Origin of the sequence: Streptosporangium sp. NPDC023615 (genome assembly GCF_040640155.1) — a bacterium.
Lineage (GTDB): Bacteria > Actinomycetota > Actinomycetes > Streptosporangiales > Streptosporangiaceae > Streptosporangium.
This window is the reverse complement of record NZ_JBFABE010000056.1, coordinates 1-21,160: the sequence shown is the minus strand read 5'-3', so window position 1 is coordinate 21,160 and position 21,160 is coordinate 1. Positions and strand designations below refer to the sequence as shown.

Genomic DNA, 21,160 nt, shown 5'->3' with positions numbered 1-21,160 from the left:
GGTGACGACCGGAGAGCCGGCGGCGCCCAGGAGGTCGGTGGCGCCGGGCAGGCCGAGGGGGCCGGGCAGGCCGGGGGTGCCGGTGGAGACGAGGCTGAACCACTCCGCCTCGATCTCGGGCCCCTCGATGACGCGGTAACCGAGGTCGAGCAGGACGTCGGTCATCCGCTCGGCCATGACGGTCACCGGATGCCGGGCCCCGCGCGACCCGTGCGGCAGGTTCCCCGCCCGGCCGCTGGATGCTCTCCTCATCGACTGCTGGGCCTCTTCCCCTGTGAGTGCGCCGCCGCGCCCGCCCGGCATGGCCGGCCCCGGACGCGGACGGTCCCCGGTGTGGTCGGGCGGAGAGCGGCCGGATCACCTTCCGGCCGGAATCCGGCGGGACACGGCGAAGACGCGGATCGCGGCGCGGCGGAAGGCCCAGGGCCACGAGACCCGGGACCGCCTCCGGAACGGGCCGGAGACCGCCCCGTCCGGAGCGCTCGCGGCACACATCCCCCCGTCACACCGGGTGCTGATGTGACTACCCAAAGTTATTGTCCGGTGAACGGAGAGTCAACTTCTCCCCAGGACGGTGGACGAGGGTCCTCGCCGCACGACGGCGGGATCCTCACCGCGCGACGGCGGGAGGGTGTTGTCGCATGACGTCGGGAGCGTCATCGCACGACGCCGGGGCCGTCATCGCACGACGGCGGTTCCTCCGGACGACGGGACACCGGTCGCGGCGGTGGCGTCGAGGCCCAGGGCGGACAGGATCATCGGGAACGACCGGTCGAACTCCCGTTTCCAGTAGGGCCAGGTGTGGGTGCCGTTCCTGTACAGGTGCACCGTGGGTCTGACGCCGTACAGGCGGAGCTTGGCGATCAGGTGCCTGGCCGTGTAGGCCGAGATCGGCTCGCCGAGGTGTGCCGGGTTCCACGGGATCCCGGGCGGGTCGAGCTCGCCGAGGCGGCTGGTCGTACCGCTGGAGATGTAGACGCGCACGCCGCGCAGGTTCCGGGCGTGGTGGACGGGATCGTTGGCCCTCCAGACGGCGCGGTTCCTGACCGGGTCGCCCCACAGGGCCTTGGGGTCCTGTCCCTCGGCGGCCTGCGCGTTCATGATGAGCTCGGGGATGCCCGGCAGGCGGGTGGACATGACGCCGCTGTAGGCACCCGCGAAACGGAACATCCCGCGGTGCCGGGCGGCGTACTTCACCGCGCCGTACGCGCCCATGGACAACCCGGCGACCGCTCGCCGGCTCCCGGCGCGGTAGCCGGTCTCCAGCAGGCGGCGTACCTCGGAGGTGTGGAAGGTCTCCCAGGCCGGGGCGCCTTTCCTGCCGTTGTTGTACCAGTTCGAGTAGTTGCCGGCCCGGCCCGCCTCGGGCATCACGACGATCGCGTCCATGTCCTCCGTCATGTCCGCGATGTCGGTCATCCGGGTCCACGCGGTGTAGTCGTCGGCGCCGCCGTGCAGCAGGTACAGCACGGGCCAGGTGCGGCCCGCGTCCTTGGCCCACCCGTTCGGCAGCAGCAGGCGGACCGGCAGCGTCGCCTTGATCGAGGGGGAGGAGATGTGCAGGTCGACCATGCGCGGGCCGAGCCAGTTCTCCTTGACCACCCGCGCGGGGCCCGCCTTGGCGGCGGGCCACGGTCCCCACGGGCTGCTGCCCGCGGACGGCGCCGGCTTGGGCCGCGGCGCCGCCTCCGCCCCGGCTGTCCGCCCGGCGTGGGCGGCCACGGAGAACCCGAGGGTCAGCACGGCCACCAGCGCCGGGAGTCCGCGTCGAGCAGGTCGCATGGTCATTCCTCCACCCGGCCTGAAGACAGGGGCCGTGGCAGGCGACCCTAGGCAGGACGCCCGCCTTTCGACTATGGGTGTTCGCAACGAAACGGCGCTGTGACTTGCGCCTTAGCCACAAATATCGACAAATACCGGCCCTTATCACGCCCGTTACAAAACGCCGAAGTGGATTGTGGTCTGTCATACCTCCTTTATCCGGATACGGCTGGGTAAGTTTGCCGACCACCCCGGGTGTTCTTGGAGCCGCCGCGTGGACCTGTTCGGTGAAGACGAGATCCGTCGTTTCGTCACGGGACGTATCGCGGCCCGCTGCCGCCTGCCCCTCGCGGACGTCGATCCCGACCGTCCCCTGGAGGAGTTCGGCCTCTCCTCGCGCGACGCCGTCGCGGTCGCCGGGGAGCTGGAGGTGTTCCTCGGCCGCGAGCTCGGCCCCACCCTGGTCTGGGAGCATCCCACGATCAACCGGCTGGCCCGGGGGCTGGCGCCCCGCGAGGCGGCCGGGACGAGGGAGACGAGGCCGGCCGCCTCCGACGAGCCGATCGCGGTGATCGGCGTCGGATGCCGCCTGCCCGGCTCCGTGCACGGCCCCGGCGACTTCTGGCGGCTGCTCATGACGGGCCGCGACGCCGTCGGCCGGGTTCCCGAGGGGCGCTGGGAGCACTTCGACGACGGTTCTCCCCGCACCGCCGAGGCCCTGGCCGCGACGACCGCGCACGGCGGTTTCCTGGACGACGTGGCCGGGTTCGACGCGGAGTTCTTCGGCATCGCCCCGGGTGAGGCCGAGACCATGGACCCGCAGCAGCGGCTGCTGCTGGAGACGGCCTGGGAGGCGCTGGAGCACGCGGCGATCGCGCCCCGGTCGTTGCGGGGCGGCCGTACGGGCGTCTTCGTCGGCATCTCCGGCAACGAGTACGCCCACCTGACCACCGCCGACGCGGCGAGGGTGGACGCCTGGACGGCCACGGGCGCGGCGTTCAGCATCGCCGCGAACCGGCTCTCCTACCTGCTGGACCTGCGCGGGCCCAGCCTCGCGGTCGACACGGCGTGCTCGTCCTCGCTGGTCGCGACCCACCTGGCCGTGGGCTCCCTGCGGTCGGGCGAGAGCGACCTGGCCGTCGCCGCCGGGGTCAACCTGCTGCTCTCACCGGTGATCACCATGGCGTTCGACCGGGGTGGCGGCACCGCGTCCGACGGGCGCTGCAAGAGCTTCGACGCCTCCGCGGACGGGATGGTCAGGGCCGAGGGCTGCGGCGTCGTGGTGCTCAAGCGGCTCCCCGACGCCCGGCGTGACGGCGACCGGGTCCTGGCGGTGCTCCACGCCACCGCGGTCAACCAGGACGGCCGGTCGAACGGGCTGGTCGCGCCCAACCCCGAGGCGCAGGAGGAGCTCCTGCGCGCCGCCTGGTCGGGTCTGGGAAGCCCCGGCTACATCGAGGCGCACGGCACCGGCACCTTCCTGGGCGACCCGATCGAGGCCCGCGCCGTCGCCGCCGCGCTCTGCCGGGACCGCGAGACACCGCTGCTCCTCGGCTCGGTGAAGAGCAACCTCGGCCACCTGGAGGCCGCCGCGGGCGTCACCGGCCTGATCAAGACGGTCCTCGCGCTGCACCACGGCGTGATCCCGCCCAGCCTGCACTTCGACCGGCCCAACCCGCACATCCCCTGGGAGCGCCTCGCCGTCGTCACCGCCCCGACCCCGTGGCCGGACGGACACCCCCTGGCCGGGGTCTCCTCCTTCGGGTTCGGCGGCACCAACGCCCACGCCGTGCTCGGGCCCGCCCCCCGGGAACGGGCGGCGGGACAGAACGGGAGGGAGGTCCGTCAAGGCGGCCACGACCGGCCGGCCGCGAGGGTCTTCCTGCTCACCGACGCCTCCCCGGAGCGGGTCAGGACCCACGCCGGGGTGCTCGCCGAATGGGTCCCCTCGGACACCGGGGTCCCCCTCGACGACGTCGCGCGCACCCTCGCCCGCCGGGCCGGACGCGGACGGGCCGGAGCCGCGGTCGTGGCCGCCGACCGGGAGGAACTGGCCGCGGGGCTGCGGGCCGTCCGTGACGGCGCCGGGGTCACCGGGGCGGCGGTGACCGGAGGGCGCGGGCCGGTCTGGGTGTTCTCCGGGTACGGCTCGCAGTGGACGGGCATGGGAACGCGCCTGTACCGCGAGGAGCCGGTCTTCGCCCGCGCCGTCGACGAGCTGGACGCGATGTTCGCCGAGGAGACGGGCGAGGCGGGCATCCGGCTCCGCGAGCTCGTCGCGGGCGGGGCCGAGGCGCGGGGAGTGGCCACGGCGCAACCGGTCGTCTTCGCGGTACAGGTGGCGCTGGCCAGGCTCTGGACGGCGTACGGGATCAGGCCCGCCGCGGTCGTCGGGCACTCCATGGGCGAGGTCGCGGCGGCCGTGGTCGCGGGCGGCATCGGCGTGCGGGACGCGGTCCGGGTGATCTGCCGCCGGGCCGCGCTGCTCGGCACGCTCGGCGGCGGCGGTGCGATGGCGGTGCTGGAGGTGACCGCCGACGAGGTGCCCGGCGACCTGCACGTCGCGGTGTACTCCTCACCGAGGCAGTGCGTCGTCACCGGCGACCCCGGCCGGGTGGAGGCCTTCGCCGCCGAGGTCCGGGCGCGCGGCCTGCTCTCCCGGGTGCTGACCGCCGAGGGCGCCGGGCACTCGCCCCAGGTCAAGCCGTTGCTGCCGCGCCTTCGGCAGGCCCTGGAGGGGATCGCGGGGGGCAAGCCGGAACTCCCGTTCTACTCGACCGTGTTCGTCGATCCCCGCGAGGCGCCGACCTTCGAGCCCGCCTACTGGGCGGCCGGGGTACGCCGCCCGGTCCGCCTGCTCGGCGCGATCCAGGCCGCCGCGCAGGACGGGCACACCCTCTTCACCGAGATCAGCCCGCACCCGGTGCTGGCCGGGGCGCTGCGCGAGACCCTCCCCGCAGGCACGGTGATCACCCACTCGCTGCGCCGGGGACACGACGAGGAGTTCCGCGCCCAGCTCGCCGCCACCGTCGTCGCCATGCCCTCACTGCTCTCGGCGTCCACCTCGCCCACCCCGTCCTCGGCGTCCACCTCGTCCTCGGGAACGCCGGCGGACGTCCCGTCCTCGCCCTGGCGGCACGAGCGCCACTGGTTCTCCCCCACCCGGCCCCTCGCCCCGCCGCCGGGCACCCACCCGCTGCTCGGCGCGCACGTCGAGAGCCCGGCCGGACATGTCTGGACGACCACGCTCGACGACCTGTCCGACGTCCCCTGGCGGTTGGACCCGGCGGTGTGGCGGCCGCACGGCCTGCCGGTCATGCCGCTGGCGGCGGTGGCGGCCCTGGCCCAGGCCGCGGCCTTCACCGTGTACGGCCGGGCCGAGCTGGCCGATGTCACGCTGAACGCGCTCCTGCCGTTGCCCGCCACCGTCAGCGTCACCCTCACCACGGGCGGCGAGGTCGAGATCGACGCCAGGAACGCCGCCGGGGCCTGGGTCCGGTACGGGACCGCGAGCATCGTCCCGGGCGCGCCCCCGGTCACGGCCGTACCGAGCCCGGCCGAACTGGCCGGACGGCTCGGCGTCCCGGCCGGTATGCCCGTCGAGGCCGAAGGGCTGGGGGCGGACGGCACCCCGTCCGGGCTGCTGGCCAGGGACGTTCCCTCCACCGCCGTACCGGTCCCTCTGGCGGGCAAGCTCGTGCGGCGCGTCTGGACCCCGGACCCGGGGGGTGACCCGCGTCCGGTACGCGACGCCCGGCCCGAACCGGGCCGGAACCGGCTCGTCCTGGCCGGGGGAGAGGATCCGCGGGTCGCGAGCCTGACCGCGGGACTCGCCGGGGCCGGGCATACCGTCCGCACGCTCGTGATGCCGGGGACCACGCCGCCGGAGCGCGCGCACCCGTCTCTGGTCCCCGCCCAGCGAGCCGCCCCCGAAGGGGGATCGCCGCCTCCGAAGCCGTTCCCGCGACCGGTCCCGGCGACGGGCACGACGGCGGGCACGACGGCGGACACGACGAGTCCGGGGACGAACACGAGGACGAACGGACCGGCGGGCGGGCCGCCGTTCCCGACGGCGGACACCGTCGCGGACACCCTGGCGGGCGCGTGGCCGGACGCGCTGGGTGATGCCGTGGTCGACGGGATGGTCGACGAGGTGGTCGACGAGGTGGTGGTGCTGGTCCCGGCGGGCATGAGCCCGGAGCGGAGCGAGGCGCTGGTCCTGACCGTCGCCGGGATCGTCCGCGTCCTCACCGGCCGCGCGGCGGACGGCGGGGCCGGACCGGGAGCCGACGAAGGAGCGGCCGCACCGGGAGCCGGCGAAGAAGGAGCGGCCGGAAGGGGGCCGGGAGGCCGGGTGCCGCGCCTGAGAATCGTCACCGACAGGGCACAGGCCGTCCTGCCCGGGGAGCCGGGCGATCCGGGGGCCGCCGCGCTGCGCGGGTTGATCCGGGTCCTGGTCTTCGAGCATCCCGAGCTGAGAGCCTGCCTGGTGGACACCGACGACACGGAGTCCCTGCTGGCGGAGCTGCTGGACGACCGTCCCGGGGACGAGATCGCCTGGCGTTCCGGCGTCCGCCACACCGCCCGTCTCGCCGCCGCCCCCGACCTGGCGGGCGGCGCCGGGCGGGGACGTACCGCACCGGACGCGCGGGTCGTACGGCGCGGCGGAGGCTACCTGATCACCGGCGGGTACGGCGGCCTGGGACTGGTGGTGGCCCGCTGGCTGGCCGAGCGGGGAGCCGGGCGGATCGTGCTCGGCGGCCGGTCGGGGCCGTCACCCGAGGGGGTCGCCGAGATCGGGCGGCTGCGCGCGCTGGGCGTCGACGTGCGGGTGGCGACCGGTGACCTGGCCGGCCCGGGGACGGCCGGACGGCTCGTCGGGGCCGTGATCGCCGGAGGGGTGCGGCTGCGCGGGGTGGTGCACGCGGCGGGCGCGCTGGAGGACCGCCTCGTCGCCGCCATGGGCCCGCGGGACCTGCGCCGGGCCTGGTCGGCCAAGGTGCACGGCGGTCTGGCGCTGCACGAGGCCACCCGGGACGCGGACCTGGACTGGTGGGTGGCCTTCTCCTCGGCGGCGGCGCTGCTCGGTTCCCCGGGACAGGCCGCCTACGCCACGGCGAACGCCTGGCTGGACGCCCTCTGCGACCTCCGCAGGGCCGAGGGGCTGCCGGGGACGACGATCAACTGGGGCACCTGGGCCCAGGTCGGCGGGGCCACCGGCGCGGCTCTGCCCGCCGTCTCACCTCTCACCCCGGACGAGGGCGTCGAGGCGCTGGAGGCCCTTCTCCGCGCCGAGGCGGACGCGGCGGGCGTGCTCCGCCTGAACGTGTCCGAGGCCGTCGCGGCCTTTCCCGCTCTCGCGCGCATGCCGTACTTCGCGGACCTCGCGGAGGCCGGAGCGGACGCCGGGGCTGGCACGACCGGAACCGGCCGGCTGGACACCGGGCACCTGGCCGCGATGGAGCCCGCCAGGGCGACCGAGATCGTGGTCGGCCGGGTACGGGAGCGCGCGGCGGCCGTGCTGGGATTCGACGCGGCCTGGCTGCAGTGGGACACGGTGCTGACCGGGGCCGGCCTGGACTCGCTGGCGGCCACGCGGCTGCGCGGCACGATCGAGCACGACTTCGGCGTGGCCGTGCCCGCGGCGCCCATGTTGCAGGGGGCGACGCTCGGGGACGTGGCCCTGTCCGTCGCGGCGGAGCTGGGCCTGCGCGGCGCGGCGGCCCCGGCGCGGCCGGTGGAGCCGAGGGACGCGGCGGAGAGGCGGGTCGTCGCCGCGCTCGCCCGGATACTCGGCCGGGAGCAGGGGGTGACCGAGGAGATCCCGCCCGGCGCCCTGCCGGTCCTGCTGGACGTCCTCGGCGGGGAGACCGGCCGCGTGTTCGCCCTGGACGAGGACACGGGCGGCCCGCGCACCTGTGCCCGGGTGGCCGACCTGGTGCGGGAGATCGACGAGGAGGAGGCCGTCCGGGGCCTGGTGCGCCCGCTCACGCCCGCCGCCCGCGCGTTCCTGGCGACCCGGCACGCGTCCGTGCCCCCGGATCGGGACGCGGGCGCCGGCGCGGAGGCGGGCGAGGCGGGCGAGAGCGCGGAGGTGGGCGCGGGCGGGAGCGCGAGCGCGGGTGAGGACGCGGCTCCCGGGGCGGCGCCGTTGTTCCTGGCGCATCCGGCGGGCGGGACGACCGGCGTGTACGCGCCGCTGGCCGGGCTGCTCGGCGCCGGTCAGGTGGTGTTCGGGCTGGAGAGGCCGGCGGGCGGCTCGGCGGGCGCGCAGGCGTTCGGCCCCGGGGCGGGGGTCGAGGAGCGGGCCGACCGGTACGTGGAGGAGATCAGGAGCGTCCAGCCGTCCGGGCCGTACCGGCTGGGGGGATGGTCGTTCGGCGGGGTCCTGGCGTTCGAGATCGCGCGGCGGCTCGGCGCGGAGAACGTGGAGCTGGTCGCGCTGATCGACTCGGGCCTGCCCGACGAGGTGCCCGAGGCCGAGCGGGCGGAGATCGCGGCGGGACGCTACGCGGACTTCGCCGCCTACCTGGAGGCGACCTACGGGGTGCGCGTCCGGCTGGACCGCGACGAACTGTCGGCCCTGGACGAGACGGGACGGCTCGCGCTCGTCGAGGAGCGCGTGACCGAGTCGGGGGCGCTGGACCTGCTGGGCGCGGCCGTCCTGCGGCACCAGATCACCTCGCACGAGGACACCCTGGCGCTGGAGGCGTACCGGCCGGGGAGCTACCCGGGCCGCGTCGTGCTCTACCGGTCCACCGAGCCGACCCCGTGGGCGGTGGAGGACGTCCGCTACGCGCACGCCGAGGACCCCTCGCGGGGGTTCGGCCCGCTCGCCCCGGCCCTGGAGATCGTCACGATCCCGGGCGCGCACCATCTCAACCTGCTCGACCCGCCGTACGTCGGCATCATCGCCGCTCACCTTGGAGGCCGGACATGACCCTCGCACAGGCCGTCGTCGACGGTGCCGACCCGCGGGAACTGGCACGGCTGGAGGTCCCGTCGACCTTCAGGGCCGCCTACACCCGCAAGGACGAGGTCGGCATGTTCGGTCGCGTCCGGCACGGCGTGGACGGCGTGGACAAGGACATCACCGCCTCCGTGCACGTGGGCGAGGTGCCCATGCCCGAGCTCGGCCCGGACGAGGTGCTGGTCGCGGTGATGGCGAGCGCCGTCAACTTCAACACCGTGTGGACGGCCATGTTCGAGCCGATCCCCACGTTCGCCTTCCTGGAGCGGTTCGGACGCCAGGACCCCCGGCACGACAGGGACTTCCACGTGTTCGGCTCGGACGCCTCCGGGGTGGTCGTCCGCACGGGTCCCGCCGTGCGGCGCTGGAGGATCGGCGACCGGGTCGTCGTCTCTCCCGCGTACGTGGACGAGCAGGACCCGATCACCCACTCCGACTCCATGCTCGGCGCCGACCTGCGCGCCTGGGGGTTCGAGACGAACTACGGCGGGATGGCCGAGTTCGCGGTGGTCAAGGCCACCCAGCTGCTCGCCAAGCCCAGGCACCTGACCTGGGAGGAGGCCGCCTGCAACATGCTGTGCGCCTCCACCGCCTACCGGATGCTCGTCGGCGAGCGCGGGGCCCGGATGAAGCAGGGGGACGTCGTGCTCATCTGGGGGGCGACCGGCGGGCTCGGCGCGTACGGCGTGCAGCTGGTGCGCAACGGCGGCGGCATCCCGGTGGGCGTGGTCAGCTCCGAGGAGAAGGCCGCGCTGCTGCGCCGGATGGGGTGCGAGCACGTCGTGAACCGCTCGCGGTTCGAGCACCTCGACGACGAGAAGGCCTGGCGGAGCTTCGGCGCGGAGGTCCGCCGGCGGGTCGGCGAGGACCCGCACATCGTCTTCGAGCACACCGGGCAGGACACCTTCGGCGCGTCCGTCTACGTCGCGCGGCGCGGCGGCTCGGTCGTCACGTGCGGTTCGTCCAGCGGCTACGCCCACGCGTACGACAACCGCCACCTGTGGATGAGGCTCAAGCGGATCGTCGGCTCGCACGGGGCGAACTACCAGGAGTGCCACGAGGTCAACCGGCTGCTCTCGCTGGGCATGCTGCAACCGACCCTCTCGGCGGTCTACCCGCTCGCCGAGACCGGCGCCGCCGCCCGCGCCGTGCAGCTCAACCGGCACGTCGGCAAGGTCGGCGTGCTCGCCCTGGCCCCCGCCGAGGACCTCGGCGTCGAGGACCACGCGCTCAGGGAACGCATCGGCGAGGACCGGATCAGGCTGTTCCGAGGCTGTACGACCTGAACGCCCGAGGTCAGCCCGCCCCCGCCGTCACGGACTGCCGGGCCCGCAGGACGATCTCCAGCTCGAACCGGATGTCCGGGTCGCTGAGCTGGTCGCCGTAGAGCTCCTCCAGTTGCCGCAGACGGTAGCGCACGGTCTGCGGGTGCACGTGCAGCCTGGCGGCGACCTCGCCGGCGCCCCGGCCGTGCCGCAGCCACGCCAGCAGCGTCTCGGCCAGCCGGTCCTGCTGGCTGGGGCGCAGGTGGGCCAGGGGCGCCAGCCGCACCTCGGTGAGGGCGCTGACCAGCTCCTCGTCCTTGAACACGATCAGCGTGGCCATGTGGTCGGAACAGCGCAGCAGGCCGCGCCGCTCGGTGAGCACGCCGCGCCGTCGCAGGTCGAGCGCCTCCCGCGCCCAGCGCAGCGAGGTGGCGGCGGCGGCCAGCGGGACGGCGGGCCCCACGGCCGCCTTCCAGCCGCGCAGGCCCATCTCCAGGGTCTGCGCCCGTCCGGGACCGCCGGGGTCGGGAACGATCAGGCAGGGGTCCGGCCGGTCGAGGCCGGTCAGCACGTCCGGCGGCAGCGAGGGCGGGCGGTGCCCGCCGGGACGCTCCTCCAGCGCGACGCCGGCCACGACCCTGGGAAGTCGCCACCCGGCGGCCTTGGCGAGGTCGGCGATCGCCTCGGGGGAGGCGGGGTGCTGGCTGAGCAGCAGGTCCATCAGCCGGTGGCGGCGGCGCTCGATCTCACCGGCCGCGCGGGCCCTGGCCTCGTCGTACCCCTCGGCCGCGGCGTCGGCGAGCTGGTCGAGGTAGACGAAGATGGCCTCCCCGAGGTCGTAGAGGTGCTGCGGGGTGAGGCCGAGCTGCTCGGACTGCTCGGTGAGCCGCCGCCAGGCGACGCGGGCGCCCAGGCGCATCGCGGTCTGCAGGGGGTCGAGGTTGCGGCCCTCGTTGGCCTCGCCGCGCCCGATCGTCCGGAAGACGTCGGGGTCCCACGGCGCGCTGGGGTTCTCGATCCGGTCGACGAACTGGCGCAGCGCCTCGTCCACGGCCAGCCGGATGGCCCTGATGTAGTTCTCGTCGGCGGGCCGGGCGTACTCGGGGATCCGCGCCGTGATCTCCTCGATCACCTGGTGCGCGACCTGGGCCAGGCCCGGCCTCAGGAGCTTGGCGGCGTTGGCCGGGGCCGAGCGCCACAGTCGTTGGTCGGACAGGTCCCGGGATCTCGCCTTGCGGCCGTTCGGGGCTGTGGCAGCGATCCGGGTGTGTTCCTTTGTCGCCATGGACCCTCCCGTCGGAGTGCGCCTCAGATTCTCACCTAATTGACACTTTGGACAATTAGCAAACGCTTGTTCTTGTCCCAAATGCAACACCTGGCGAGCTCGACGGAAAAATCTTTCGTGTTCTGGGATTTCGGATCGTTCCACAGGCGCCGGTCCGGACGAATATGTCGATAAGTCCGGCCCGGACCGACACGACGACGAGCCCGATCCGGGTGGGCACGGTGAAAGGCACGATCGGGGCGGGCACGGAGACGAGTCCGGCCCGTCCGGGTACGGCGGCGGGCCCGGCCCGGATGTCCGGGCCGGGCCCGCGCGTGCGTCCGGCGTGAGGTCGTGCGGCCGCCCGTGCCGGAGCCGGCCGCCCGTGCCGGAGCCGGGCGTTCAGCCGACCCGGAGCCGGGCGTTCAGCCGGCCCGGTGCCGGCTGAGGAAGCCGGCGAACTCCTCCAGGGAGATGAGGCCGTCACCGTCCAGGTCGATCCTGGCGACGGCCGCCTCGGCCGCCTCCGGGGTGATCGGCTCGCCGAGCACCTCCATGAGACGGCTCAGCTCGGGGACCGAGATGAGGCCGTCACCGTCGACATCGACGATCTGGAACGTTGTCGCGTAGTCGTCGTCCGCCACGATTGCGTCCGCCTTCCGGCAGCAGGGAAATCAGATGCGACGCACACTAGCGGGCCCCGGGACGGTCACCGCCCCGAGGGCGCGGGATTCCGTCTCCCGCGCCCCGCGCCCCGCATCCCGGAGAACGTCCGCGAGCGAGGAACGTCCGCGAGCGAGGACCGCCCGCGAGCGGAGACCGCCCGCGAGCGGAGACCGCCCGCGAGCGTGTGGACCCGTCAGACCACCGCGCCCGACCCCTCGCGGGGGCGGGCCGGACGGCGGCCCTTGGGCCGGGGCGGCGTGCCCGGACGGCGGCGCTCCAGCTCGATCGCCAGCGGTCCCGCGACCAGCGCCGAGGAGAGCGTCCCGACGACGATCCCGATCAGCAGCGCCACCGCGAAGTCGGTCAGCGAGTCGCCGCCGAGCACCGCCAGCGCCGCCAGGATGAACAATGCGCCCAGGCCGGTGTTGACCGTGCGGGGCACGGTCTGCAGGATCGCGGTGTTGACCACCTCGCCGAACGCCGCCTTCGGCCGCGCCCCCCACAGCTCGCGGACCCGGTCGAAGACCACGACCTTGTCGTTGACCGAGTAACCGACCACGGTGAGCATCGCGGCCAGGAACACCCCGTCGATCGGCTTGCCCAGCCACGCGAACGCGCCGATCACCACGGCCACGTCGGCGACCAGCGCCAGCACCGTCGCCATGCCGAACGTCCAGCGGAACCGGAAGGCGAGGTAGCCGAGCTGCGCCAGGAGCGCCACCCCCAGCGCGATCAGCGCGTTGCGGCGCAGTTCCTCGCCCAGGCTCGGCCCGATGAGCTCGTCGCGCTCCTTGACGACCTGGGCGCCCCCGCTCTCCAGCGCGTTCTCGATCCTCACCACCTCGGCGGGGCTGATCTGGCCGGTCCGCACGGAGATGCCGTCGCCGGAGGTCTGCACCACCGCGTTGGGGAAGCCCGCCCGGCCGACGAGCTCGCGGGCGGCGTCGGCGGTCATCGGGGTGCTCGTCGTGTACTCCACGAGCCGGCCGCCGGTGAACTCCACGCCGAAGTCGAGCCCGCGGATCGCGACCCCTGCCACGGACGCGGCCACCAGCACGCCGGTCACCGCGTAGTACACGGCGCGGCGCCCCATCAGGTCGGGCTTGCGTGCGTTCAGCCAGGTGCGGACGCGCCCGATGCCGGCCAGACCGGTGATCTTCGGCCGGGAGGCCACGGCGGAAAGGCCCACCGCCCACTGGGCCAGGACGCGCGTGATGACCATGGCGGTGATCAGCGAGGCGATCACGCCGATGCTCAGCGTGACGCCGAAGCCGCGCACCGGACCGGACGCCAGCATGAACAGCAGTCCCGCGGCGAGCAGGGTGGTGATGTTGGAGTCGGCCACCGCGCTCCACGCGTTGCGGAACCCCTTCTCCAGCGCGCTCCGGAACACCGGTTCGGCCGCGTACTCCTCGCGGGCCCGCTCGAAGACCAGCACGTTGGCGTCGACCGCCATGCCGATGGCGAGCACGAAGCCCGCCAGCCCCGGCAGGGTGAGCGTCGCGCCCAGCCCGACCAGCGCCGCGTACGAGATGAGGGCGTAGCAGGCCAGCGCGGCCGCGGCGATGAGACCCACCAGGCGGTAGGTCACGATGATGAACAGCGCGGTGAGTGCGATGCCGATGACCGCCGCCTGCGCGCTGGCCGCGATCGCCGCCGAACCGAGCGTCGGGCCGACGGTCCGCTGCTCGATGATCTCGACGGGCACCGGCAGCGAACCGCCCTTGATCAGCAGGGCCAGGTCGCCGGCCTCCTCGGCGGTGAAGTCACCGGTGATCTGGGTCGAGCTGCCGGGCAGGCCGACGTTGCAGGCCACGTCCTCGTTCACCTGGGGCGAGACGATGACCTTGTCGTCGAGCACGATGGCGACCCTGCGCTTGGGGTCGCCCGGTGAGGCGCAGGCGGCCTTGCCGGTCAGCTTCGCCCACGCGGCCCGGCCGCTGTCGCGGAAGTCGACGGTGACGAACCAGGCGGTGCCCTGCTGCGGGTCGATCCCGGCAGCGGCGTCGCCGACGCCGTCGCCGGTCAGGGCGGCCGGCCCGATCTGCACCGGAAGGCCGCGGTCGTCGGGCAGGATCTGCTCGCCCTTGCCCGGCTTGGTCCCGGACGCCGGGTCGGGGGCGCCGAGCACGGGATGGAAGGTGAGCTGCGCGGTCTTGCCGATGACCTCGGCGGCCTTGGTCGGGTCCTGCACGCCGGGCAGTTCCACGATGATGCGCCGCTCGCCGGAGCGGGCCAGCGGCGCGTCCGCCACGCCGAGCGCGTCGGCGCGGCGGCGGAGCACCTCCAGGGTGCGGTCGGTGGCCGCGGCGTCGGCCTTGACGGTCGGTGAGTCCCTGGTCTCCAGGACGAGCTGGGTGCCGCCGCGCAGGTCGAGACCCAGGCGTGGCGACATGGTGAACGCGATGAAGAGCGAGGCGGCGATGACCGCGAGAGCGGCGATCGCGCGTACCACCGGGGCACGCGACATGAGAGCCTCCACAGGCTTGGACGTGGGAACGTCCCCGGGAACGGCTCCGGGCGCGGCTTGCGCGCGCCTCGTACGCGTCCGGGGGACGGCTTTCCGGTACGGCTTCGAACACGGACTCGAACACGATTCGGGGTGCGATTCCGGGTACGGCTGCGGGTACGGCGAAGGCACCCCGGGCGAGGCCGGGGTGTCTCAGCTCGCTGTGGAGGCGGGTGGTGCCCGGCCGGGCCTGACGAGCAGGGCCGCGAGCGAGCGGCTGTCGTCGTCACCGGCCGGGCGGGAGATCGTGCCGGAGGGTTCGGAAGGGTGCCACGGGTCCGCAGGTGGGGCCGCGGAGGGGGCGCCGTTCCCGCCGCCCAGGCCGATCCCGAGAGCGGTGAGGGCGGTGACCAGGACGCCGCGCCCGCTGTCGGAGACCGGGCGGGACAGGCGGCGGTGATCGCCCGAGGAGTGGGTGGCGGTGGGCTGCCGCGACGGGGCACCGGCGCCGGTGACACCGCCCGCGCCGGCGCCGCCGAGGGCGCCGAGGGCGCCGAGGGCGCTCCCCGCGCCGCCGGAGACGAGCAACGGAAGCAGCAACGCGAGCAGCCAGCCCAGGGGCGCGCCGCGCCGTGGCTGTCGCATGATCTCCTCCTGGCCGTCCCGTCCACGGTAGCCGGTCGGGGACCCGCGAGGGCGCGATCACCCCCGGACCCGCCGGAAGCGCTCATAAACACCCCACGCCGGGGTAGGGCGAACGCATGCGAATGACCTACACGGCCGATCTCTGGTGGAAGAACGCCGTCGTCTACTGCCTGGACGTCGAGACGTACAAGGACGGGAACGGTGACGGCATCGGGGACTTCCGGGGCCTGACCCAGCAGATCGATCACCTCGACCGGCTGGGGGTGACCTGTATCTGGCTGATGCCGTTCTTCCCCAGCCCGAGCCGCGACGACGGCTACGACATCAGCGACTTCTACTCGGTCGACCCGCGCCTGGGCACCCTGGGTGACTTCGTGGAGTTCATGCGCACCGCCAGGGACCGCGGCATGCGGGTGATCGCCGACCTGGTGGTCAACCACACCTCCGATCAGCACCCCTGGTTCAAGGAGGCCCGCGCGAGCAAGAAGTCCGCCAAGCGCGACTGGTACATCTGGCAGGACGAGCCCGGCCCCGTCGACCCCAAGGCGATCGTCTTCCCCGACAAGGAGGACAGCCTCTGGGAGCTGGACAAGAAGACCGGCCAGTACTACTACCACAGCTTCTACAGGTTCCAGCCCGACCTGAACACCGGCAACCCCGAGGTCCGCGACGAGATCGCGCGCATCCTCGGCTTCTGGATGGAGCTGGGCCTGTCCGGCTTCCGGGTGGACGCGGTGCCGTTCCTCATCGAGGGCATCGGCGGCGACCCGCACGAGTTCCTGGCCGACCTGCGGGCCTTCATGAACCGCCGCGACGGCTCCTCGATCCTGCTGGGCGAGGTGAACCTGCCCTACCCGGACCTGATGAAGTTCTTCGGCGACGCCGGAAACGGCGACGAGATCACCATGTGCTTCGACTTCATCGCCATGCAGCGCTTCCACCTGGCGATGGCCCGCGAGAACCCGGAGATCCTCGCCGACGCCCTGCGCGACCGGCCCAAGCCACCCGACGACTCGCAGTGGGCGATGTTCGTCCGCAACCACGACGAGCTGACGCTGGACAAGCTCACCGAGGCGCAGAAGCAGGAGGTCTTCGACGCCTTCGGCCCGGACAAGGACATGCAGGTCTACGACCGGGGACTGCGCCGCAGGCTGCCCCCGATGCTCGGCGGCGACATGCGCCGCCTCAAGCTCGCCTACAGCGTCCTGTTCTCGCTGCCGGGCACGCCGGTGCTCTTCTACGGCGAGGAGATCGGCCTGGGCGAGAACCTGGAGGCCGAGGGGCGGATGGCGGTCCGCATCCCCATGCAGTGGTCGTCCGGCGGCGGTTTCTCGCCGGACCCGAAGACCCGGGTGGCCTCTCCCACCGGCGAGTTCGGCCCGCAGAACGTCAACGTCGAGAGCCAGCGCCGCGACCCCGACTCGATGCTCCGCTGGGTCATGCTGCTGATCGAGCGCTACCGCGAGTGCCCCGAGCTGGCCTGGGGCGAGTACACCATCCTGGACGCGGGGGACACCGCCGTGCTGGCCCACCGGGCCGACGCCGAGGGCGGCACCGTGGTCGCCGTCCACAACTTCGCCGGACGCAAGGCGGAGGTGGAGCTCGTGCTGGAGGGGCTCGAGCACTGCGAGATCCTGGTCGACCTGCTGGTCGACGGCACCGTCGACCTGCCCTCCGACGGCAAGGTGAAGTTCACCCTGGAGCCTTACGGGACGCGCTGGTTCCGCTCCTCCGTCCCCGATGTGGCCCCGGAGGAGACCTCGGCCAAGCGCTGACGCCGCCGTGTCGGGCGGGCGTTCGGGGTGTCCTCTCGGTCATCCTGGAGGGCATGAGCTCCATCAGCCCCGCGCGCCCGGCCCCGGCTGCGGCCCCGTCCCCGGCCTCGGGGGCGGGGTCGCCTCCCGCCTACGTCTACGACCTGGCCGAACTCGACGCCCACGTCCGGGCCGTCCGCGCCGCTCTGGGGGACGTCGAGCTGTACTACGCGGTGAAGGCCAACCCCGACCCCGAACTGCTGCGCACGCTCCTGCCGTACGTCGACGGCTTCGAGGTCGCCTCGGGCGGCGAGCTCGCGCACGTCAGGGAGCATTTCCCGCAGGTGCCCGTCGCGCTGGGCGGCCCGGGGAAGACGGACGCCGAGCTGCTGTCCGACGTCACCCGGCTGCACGTGGAGAGTCCCGGCGAGCTGCGACGGCTGCTCGCCTCCGGCCGCCCCGCCGACGTGCTGCTCCGGGTGAACCTGGACATCTCCATCGAGGGGGCCGCGCTGGCGATGGGCGGTGGGGCCACACCGTTCGGGATGGATCCCGCGGGCGTCGACGAGTGCGTCGCGCTGCTCCGCTCCCAGGAGGCCGTACGGCTGCGCGGGGTCCACGCCCACCTGGCCAGCGGGCTCGACGCCCCCCGGATGCTGGAGCTGGCCGCGGTGATCCTCGACTACGCGCGGACGCTGGGGGTCACCGAGATCAACCTCGGCGGCGGCATGGCCGTCTCCTACACCGACCCCTCCCTCCGGTTCGACTGGCAGGCCTACGGCCGGGGCCTGGCCGCCCTCCGCCGCCCCGGCGAGACGCTCCGGATCGAGCCGGGCCGGTCGCTGACCGTCTACTGCGGGCGCTACGTGACGCACGTCATCGACGTCAAGCGCGTGCACGGCGAGCTGTTCGCGATCGTGGCGGGCGGCACCCACCACCTGCGCACCCCCGCGACCAAGGGGCACGACCAGCCGGTGCTCGTGCCGCGCACCGGCGAGCCGATCACGATCGTCGGCCAGCTCTGCACCCCCAAGGACGTGCTGGCCCGCCGCGTCCCGATCGCCCTGAAGGCCGGGGACCGCGTCGAGTTCACCATGGCGGGCGCCTACGCCTGGAACATCTCCCACCACGACTTCCTGATGCACCCCAGGCCGACCTTCCACTACCTGCACCGGCCGGAGCCGTCCTGAACCGCCCGAAGACATTCTTGAGGCGATTTTCCCGAAACGGCCGCGCTTCTCCGTGAACATGAATGCGACGAGACTTTTACCTGGTCGGCGTATATGGCGGACGCTTTTCCGCCGAGGTGCGGCGGATAGGATTGCGCCACTTCAGTGCTTTCCTCGAAACCGTCGAGGAGACGCGCCGGGAAAAGGGGAATCGCATGTTCAAGAACAAGAGGGCTCTCGCGCTGGCGGGGGTGGCCGTGATGGCCGGCCTCGCCGCAGGACCCGCCTGGGCCGGGGACAAGGGGACGGGCGCCGCCGTCCCGATCAAGGTGACGGCCCCGTACGCGCAGGCGGCCGCCGTGGTCAACGCGGACGGGAGCCTCAACCGCGCCAAGGGGATCAACGCCGTCACCAAGCCCGGCGTCGGGCAGTACTGCGTCGAGCTGGAGGACAAGGACCTGGACATCACGAAACTCGTTCCTTCGGCCACCCTGCAGTACACGTCCTTCGAGTACGGAATTCGTATCTCCATGTGGCCGCACCCCGCCTGCGGAACCCAGAAGAACACTTTCCACGTCATCACCGGGATGCCGAACAAGTGGGAGGACAGGGCGTTCTCCTTCGTCGTCATGTGACCCTCGGCCGTTTCACGGTTCCGCGGCGCTCGTGCGACCCTCGGCCGCTCCACGGTTCTCAGGTGCCGTGCCGGCCGGTGCCGACACGACGACCTCCGGCCCCCTGTCCCCCCGGGGGCGGGCCGACGCCCCCTTCTCCCGCCGGGCCACGCGGACGCGAACACGGGCGAGGTTTGAACGTTTCATCCTCCTGGCGGCGAACGGCCAGCTCATCGCCCCCCGCCCGGGCATCACTGTTGTTCCTGACCGGTGGTTAGGAGATGGTGGGCGCCCGTATGCACCCTTAACCCAGGAGGAGACCCGTGCAGACGCCCCCCCGCACATTGCTCCGAAGTCTGCTCGCGATCGTGGGCGCGCTGGCGCTGGTCGTCACCGCGTTGGTCGTACCCGCGTCGGCGCACGGCTCGGTGAGCGACCCCCCGACCCGCAACTACGGCTGCTGGGAGCGCTGGAGCAGCGACTTCCAGAACCCGCAGATGGCCACCCAGGACCCCATGTGCTGGCAGGCCTGGCAGGCCAACGTTCAGGCCATGTGGAACTGGAACGGCCTGTACCGCGAGGGCGTGGCCGGTAACCACCAGGCGGCCATCCCCAACGGCCAGCTCTGCAGCGGCGGCCTCGCCGAGGGCGGCCGCTACGCGGCGATGGACGTCCCCGGAGCGTGGAAGACGGTCGACAAGCCCGCCCGCTTCACCCTGAACCTCCTGGATCAGGCCCTGCACGGCGCGGACTACATCCGCGTGTACGCGACCAAACAGGGCTTCAATCCAAAGACACAGCGTCTGGGCTGGGGTGACCTGGAACTGGTCGGCCAGACGGGCCGCATTCCCACGGGCGCCACGACCCCCGTCGAGGTGAACGCCCCGGGCCGTTCCGGTCACCACATCGTGTTCACGATCTGGCAGGCCAGCCACTCCGACCAGTCGTACTACTTCTGCAGCGACGTGAACTTCACGGGCTCGAACCCCACCCCCACTCCGACCCCGACGCCCACGCCGACCCCCACGCCCACCCCGACGCCCACGCCCACGCCCACGCCGACCCCGACTCCCACCCCGACCCCCACTCCCACCCCGGGTCAGGGCTGCTCGGCCACGTACCGTGTCGTGTCCACCTGGGGCGGCGGCTTCCAGGCCGAGGTCAACGTCGTCGCCGGCGCGGCCCCGATCTCCGGCTGGACGGTCAACTGGACGTACGGCGGCGGGCAGACGGTCAGCTCGGCGTGGAGTGCGACGGTGACGAGCAGCGGATCCGCGGTGACGGCCCGCAACGTCGCGTACAACGGCTCGCTCGGTGCCGGAGCCTCGGCGACGTTCGGCCTGCTCGCTTCCGGCACGCCCGGCACCGCGCCGACGCTGACCTGCGGCTCCGCCTGATCACACGAGGAGCGGTGACCCGCGGGTCCGTCCGATCGCCTGAGGGGCGGTACCCGCGGCTCCGTCCGATCACCTGAAGGTCCGTAGCCGCCCGCCGGTCGTCCCGGCGGGCGGGTGCATGTCACCCGCCATCTTCGCGACCGGTGTCTCCCGGCGCCTCCCTCCGACCTGAGGGGGAAGGCCGTCGCCCTCGACGCCAGCACCCCCGGTGAGGGCTGGACCTGCTTCGGCGACGCCGGCATCGAGGACGGCAAGTGGATCGGCCACTGGGCGCCGGGCGCCGACGAGACGCTGCTCACCCAGGAGGTCGGCCACCCCGTGGCCGCCGGCAGCCGGCTCGTCCTGCAGATCCACTACAACCTGCTCGCCGTCCAGGGCGGGACGACGGGCAGCGGCCGGTCGTCCATCCGCCTCCGGTTCGCCGACGGGGCGTCCGAGCTCACCGCGCTGGAGACCAGCCAGCTCATCGCCCCCATCGAGCTGCCCTGCACCTCGCGGGAGTCGGGCCCGCTCTGCGACCGTGCCGCCGCCGTCGAGGACCTGGCCCGGCGCTTCGGCGACCAGGCGCGGGAGGCGCCGGCCGAGCTAGCCGGGCTGTGCAACGGCGGAACGCCGCCACCGGCGGGCGACCACCCATGACGCGGGTCTGCGCGCGATGCTGCCCGCCCTGAAGGACGCGGCCCCCCGGTACGTCGTCTGGGGCGAGGGCACCGGCGACGAGATGTGCCTGGGCCTGGTCCTCTGGACCCCCGGCGCGTAGGACGGCCCCCTCCGCCGGGGCGGGGGGCGCCTCCGGTTAGGGCAGAGGCGCCCGATGCTCGTATGCTGCCCTTCGTCGTTTTCCGCGCAGCGTCCAAGGGAGAGCCCGCCGTGTACAAGGAGTTCGCGATCGAGGTCGTGGTCTGGCTGATTCCCGTCGCCGTGCTGCTGGGGCTCGCCTTCATGATCACTGCCTGACCCGGGCCGGGCTCAGTGCTCGGCCAGGACGATCACCGAGTCGCCCGGCCCGAGCCGGAGCGGACGTGACCTGTCCGGGTTGAGGACGACGCCGAAGTGCGGCGCCTCGTTCAGGTGATCCGCCAGGCGGTAGCCGATCGCGGTCTCGCCCCGGCGGCGGGCCGACTCGATCACCGAGGCGAAGTCGACCGGCGCCCCCGGACGGACGTACCGTTCCGCCGGGCGCGGGTAGATCTCCGAGCCACGGGG

The 21,160-nt window shown here is 73.4% G+C and carries 13 protein-coding genes and 2 pseudogenes; 8 read left to right on the top strand and 7 right to left on the bottom strand.

What is annotated here, in order from left to right; all coding sequences use genetic code 11:
- Positions 1 to 93: 93 nt before the first annotated feature.
- A pseudogene (locus AB0G16_RS29330) lies at positions 94 to 204 on the bottom strand (phenylalanine--tRNA ligase subunit alpha); the annotation flags it as partial.
- 474 nt (positions 205 to 678) lie between these two features.
- Complete coding sequence (locus AB0G16_RS29325) at positions 679 to 1,782, bottom strand: alpha/beta hydrolase family protein (RefSeq protein WP_362811928.1); 1,104 nt, start codon at positions 1,780 to 1,782, stop codon at positions 679 to 681.
- Positions 1,783 to 2,035: 253 nt separating this feature from the next.
- Between AB0G16_RS29325 and AB0G16_RS29320 the strand changes: the two genes are divergently transcribed.
- Positions 2,036 to 8,701 carry an SDR family NAD(P)-dependent oxidoreductase gene (locus tag AB0G16_RS29320; protein ID WP_362811925.1) on the top strand — a complete coding sequence of 2,222 codons (6,666 nt, stop codon included), beginning with the start codon at positions 2,036 to 2,038 and terminating at the stop codon, positions 8,699 to 8,701.
- Positions 8,698 to 10,017, top strand: coding sequence for a crotonyl-CoA carboxylase/reductase (gene ccrA, locus AB0G16_RS29315; protein WP_362811922.1), 1,320 nt, complete (start codon positions 8,698 to 8,700; stop codon positions 10,015 to 10,017). The genes AB0G16_RS29320 and ccrA overlap by 4 nt, the downstream gene beginning before the upstream one ends.
- 10 nt (positions 10,018 to 10,027) lie before the next feature.
- Here ccrA and AB0G16_RS29310 read toward each other — a convergent pair whose 3' ends face one another.
- From AB0G16_RS29310 to AB0G16_RS29295, 4 genes are all read right to left on the bottom strand, one after another.
- Positions 10,028 to 11,281, bottom strand: coding sequence for a helix-turn-helix domain-containing protein (locus AB0G16_RS29310; RefSeq protein ID WP_362811919.1), 1,254 nt, complete (start codon positions 11,279 to 11,281; stop codon positions 10,028 to 10,030).
- Between the two features lie 404 nt (positions 11,282 to 11,685).
- Positions 11,686 to 11,904 (bottom strand): EF-hand domain-containing protein, encoded by a 219-nt coding sequence (locus AB0G16_RS29305; RefSeq protein WP_362811916.1) that lies wholly within the window; start codon positions 11,902 to 11,904, stop codon positions 11,686 to 11,688.
- A 215-nt stretch (positions 11,905 to 12,119) separates the two neighbouring features.
- A complete protein-coding gene (gene secD, locus AB0G16_RS29300) occupies positions 12,120 to 14,396 on the bottom strand; it encodes a protein translocase subunit SecD (RefSeq protein ID WP_362811913.1) in 2,277 nt (758 codons plus the stop codon).
- A gap of 192 nt (positions 14,397 to 14,588) precedes the next feature.
- Positions 14,589 to 15,020: a hypothetical protein gene (locus tag AB0G16_RS29295; RefSeq protein WP_362811910.1), complete on the bottom strand. Its 432-nt coding sequence runs from the start codon at positions 15,018 to 15,020 to the stop codon at positions 14,589 to 14,591.
- Positions 15,021 to 15,136: 116 nt separating this feature from the next.
- Here AB0G16_RS29295 and AB0G16_RS29290 point away from each other — a divergent pair, with 116 nt between their 5' ends.
- From AB0G16_RS29290 to AB0G16_RS29265, 6 genes are all read left to right on the top strand, one after another.
- Positions 15,137 to 16,795, top strand: coding sequence for an alpha-amylase family protein (locus AB0G16_RS29290; RefSeq protein ID WP_362811907.1), 1,659 nt, complete (start codon positions 15,137 to 15,139; stop codon positions 16,793 to 16,795).
- Positions 16,796 to 16,848: 53 nt separating this feature from the next.
- On the top strand, positions 16,849 to 17,964 hold the full coding sequence (locus tag AB0G16_RS29285; protein ID WP_362811904.1) for an alanine racemase: 1,116 nt from the start codon (positions 16,849 to 16,851) through the stop codon (positions 17,962 to 17,964).
- A 194-nt stretch (positions 17,965 to 18,158) separates the two neighbouring features.
- On the top strand, positions 18,159 to 18,578 hold the full coding sequence (locus AB0G16_RS29280) for a hypothetical protein (RefSeq protein ID WP_362811901.1): 420 nt from the start codon (positions 18,159 to 18,161) through the stop codon (positions 18,576 to 18,578).
- Positions 18,579 to 18,880: 302 nt separating this feature from the next.
- The gene (locus AB0G16_RS29275; RefSeq protein WP_362811898.1) at positions 18,881 to 19,954 is read left to right on the top strand and encodes a lytic polysaccharide monooxygenase; all 1,074 of its coding nucleotides are present in this window, start codon (positions 18,881 to 18,883) and stop codon (positions 19,952 to 19,954) included.
- 114 nt (positions 19,955 to 20,068) lie between these two features.
- On the top strand, positions 20,069 to 20,593 hold the full coding sequence (locus AB0G16_RS29270; protein ID WP_362811895.1) for a hypothetical protein: 525 nt from the start codon (positions 20,069 to 20,071) through the stop codon (positions 20,591 to 20,593).
- A 183-nt stretch (positions 20,594 to 20,776) separates the two neighbouring features.
- Positions 20,777 to 20,911, top strand: a complete 135-nt coding sequence (locus AB0G16_RS29265) for a hypothetical protein (RefSeq protein ID WP_362811892.1) — start codon at positions 20,777 to 20,779, stop codon at positions 20,909 to 20,911.
- 12 nt (positions 20,912 to 20,923) lie between these two features.
- On the opposite strand, the pseudogene AB0G16_RS29260 reads toward AB0G16_RS29265, so the two are convergent.
- Positions 20,924 to 21,160, bottom strand: a pseudogene (locus AB0G16_RS29260) (potassium transporter TrkA); the annotation flags it as partial.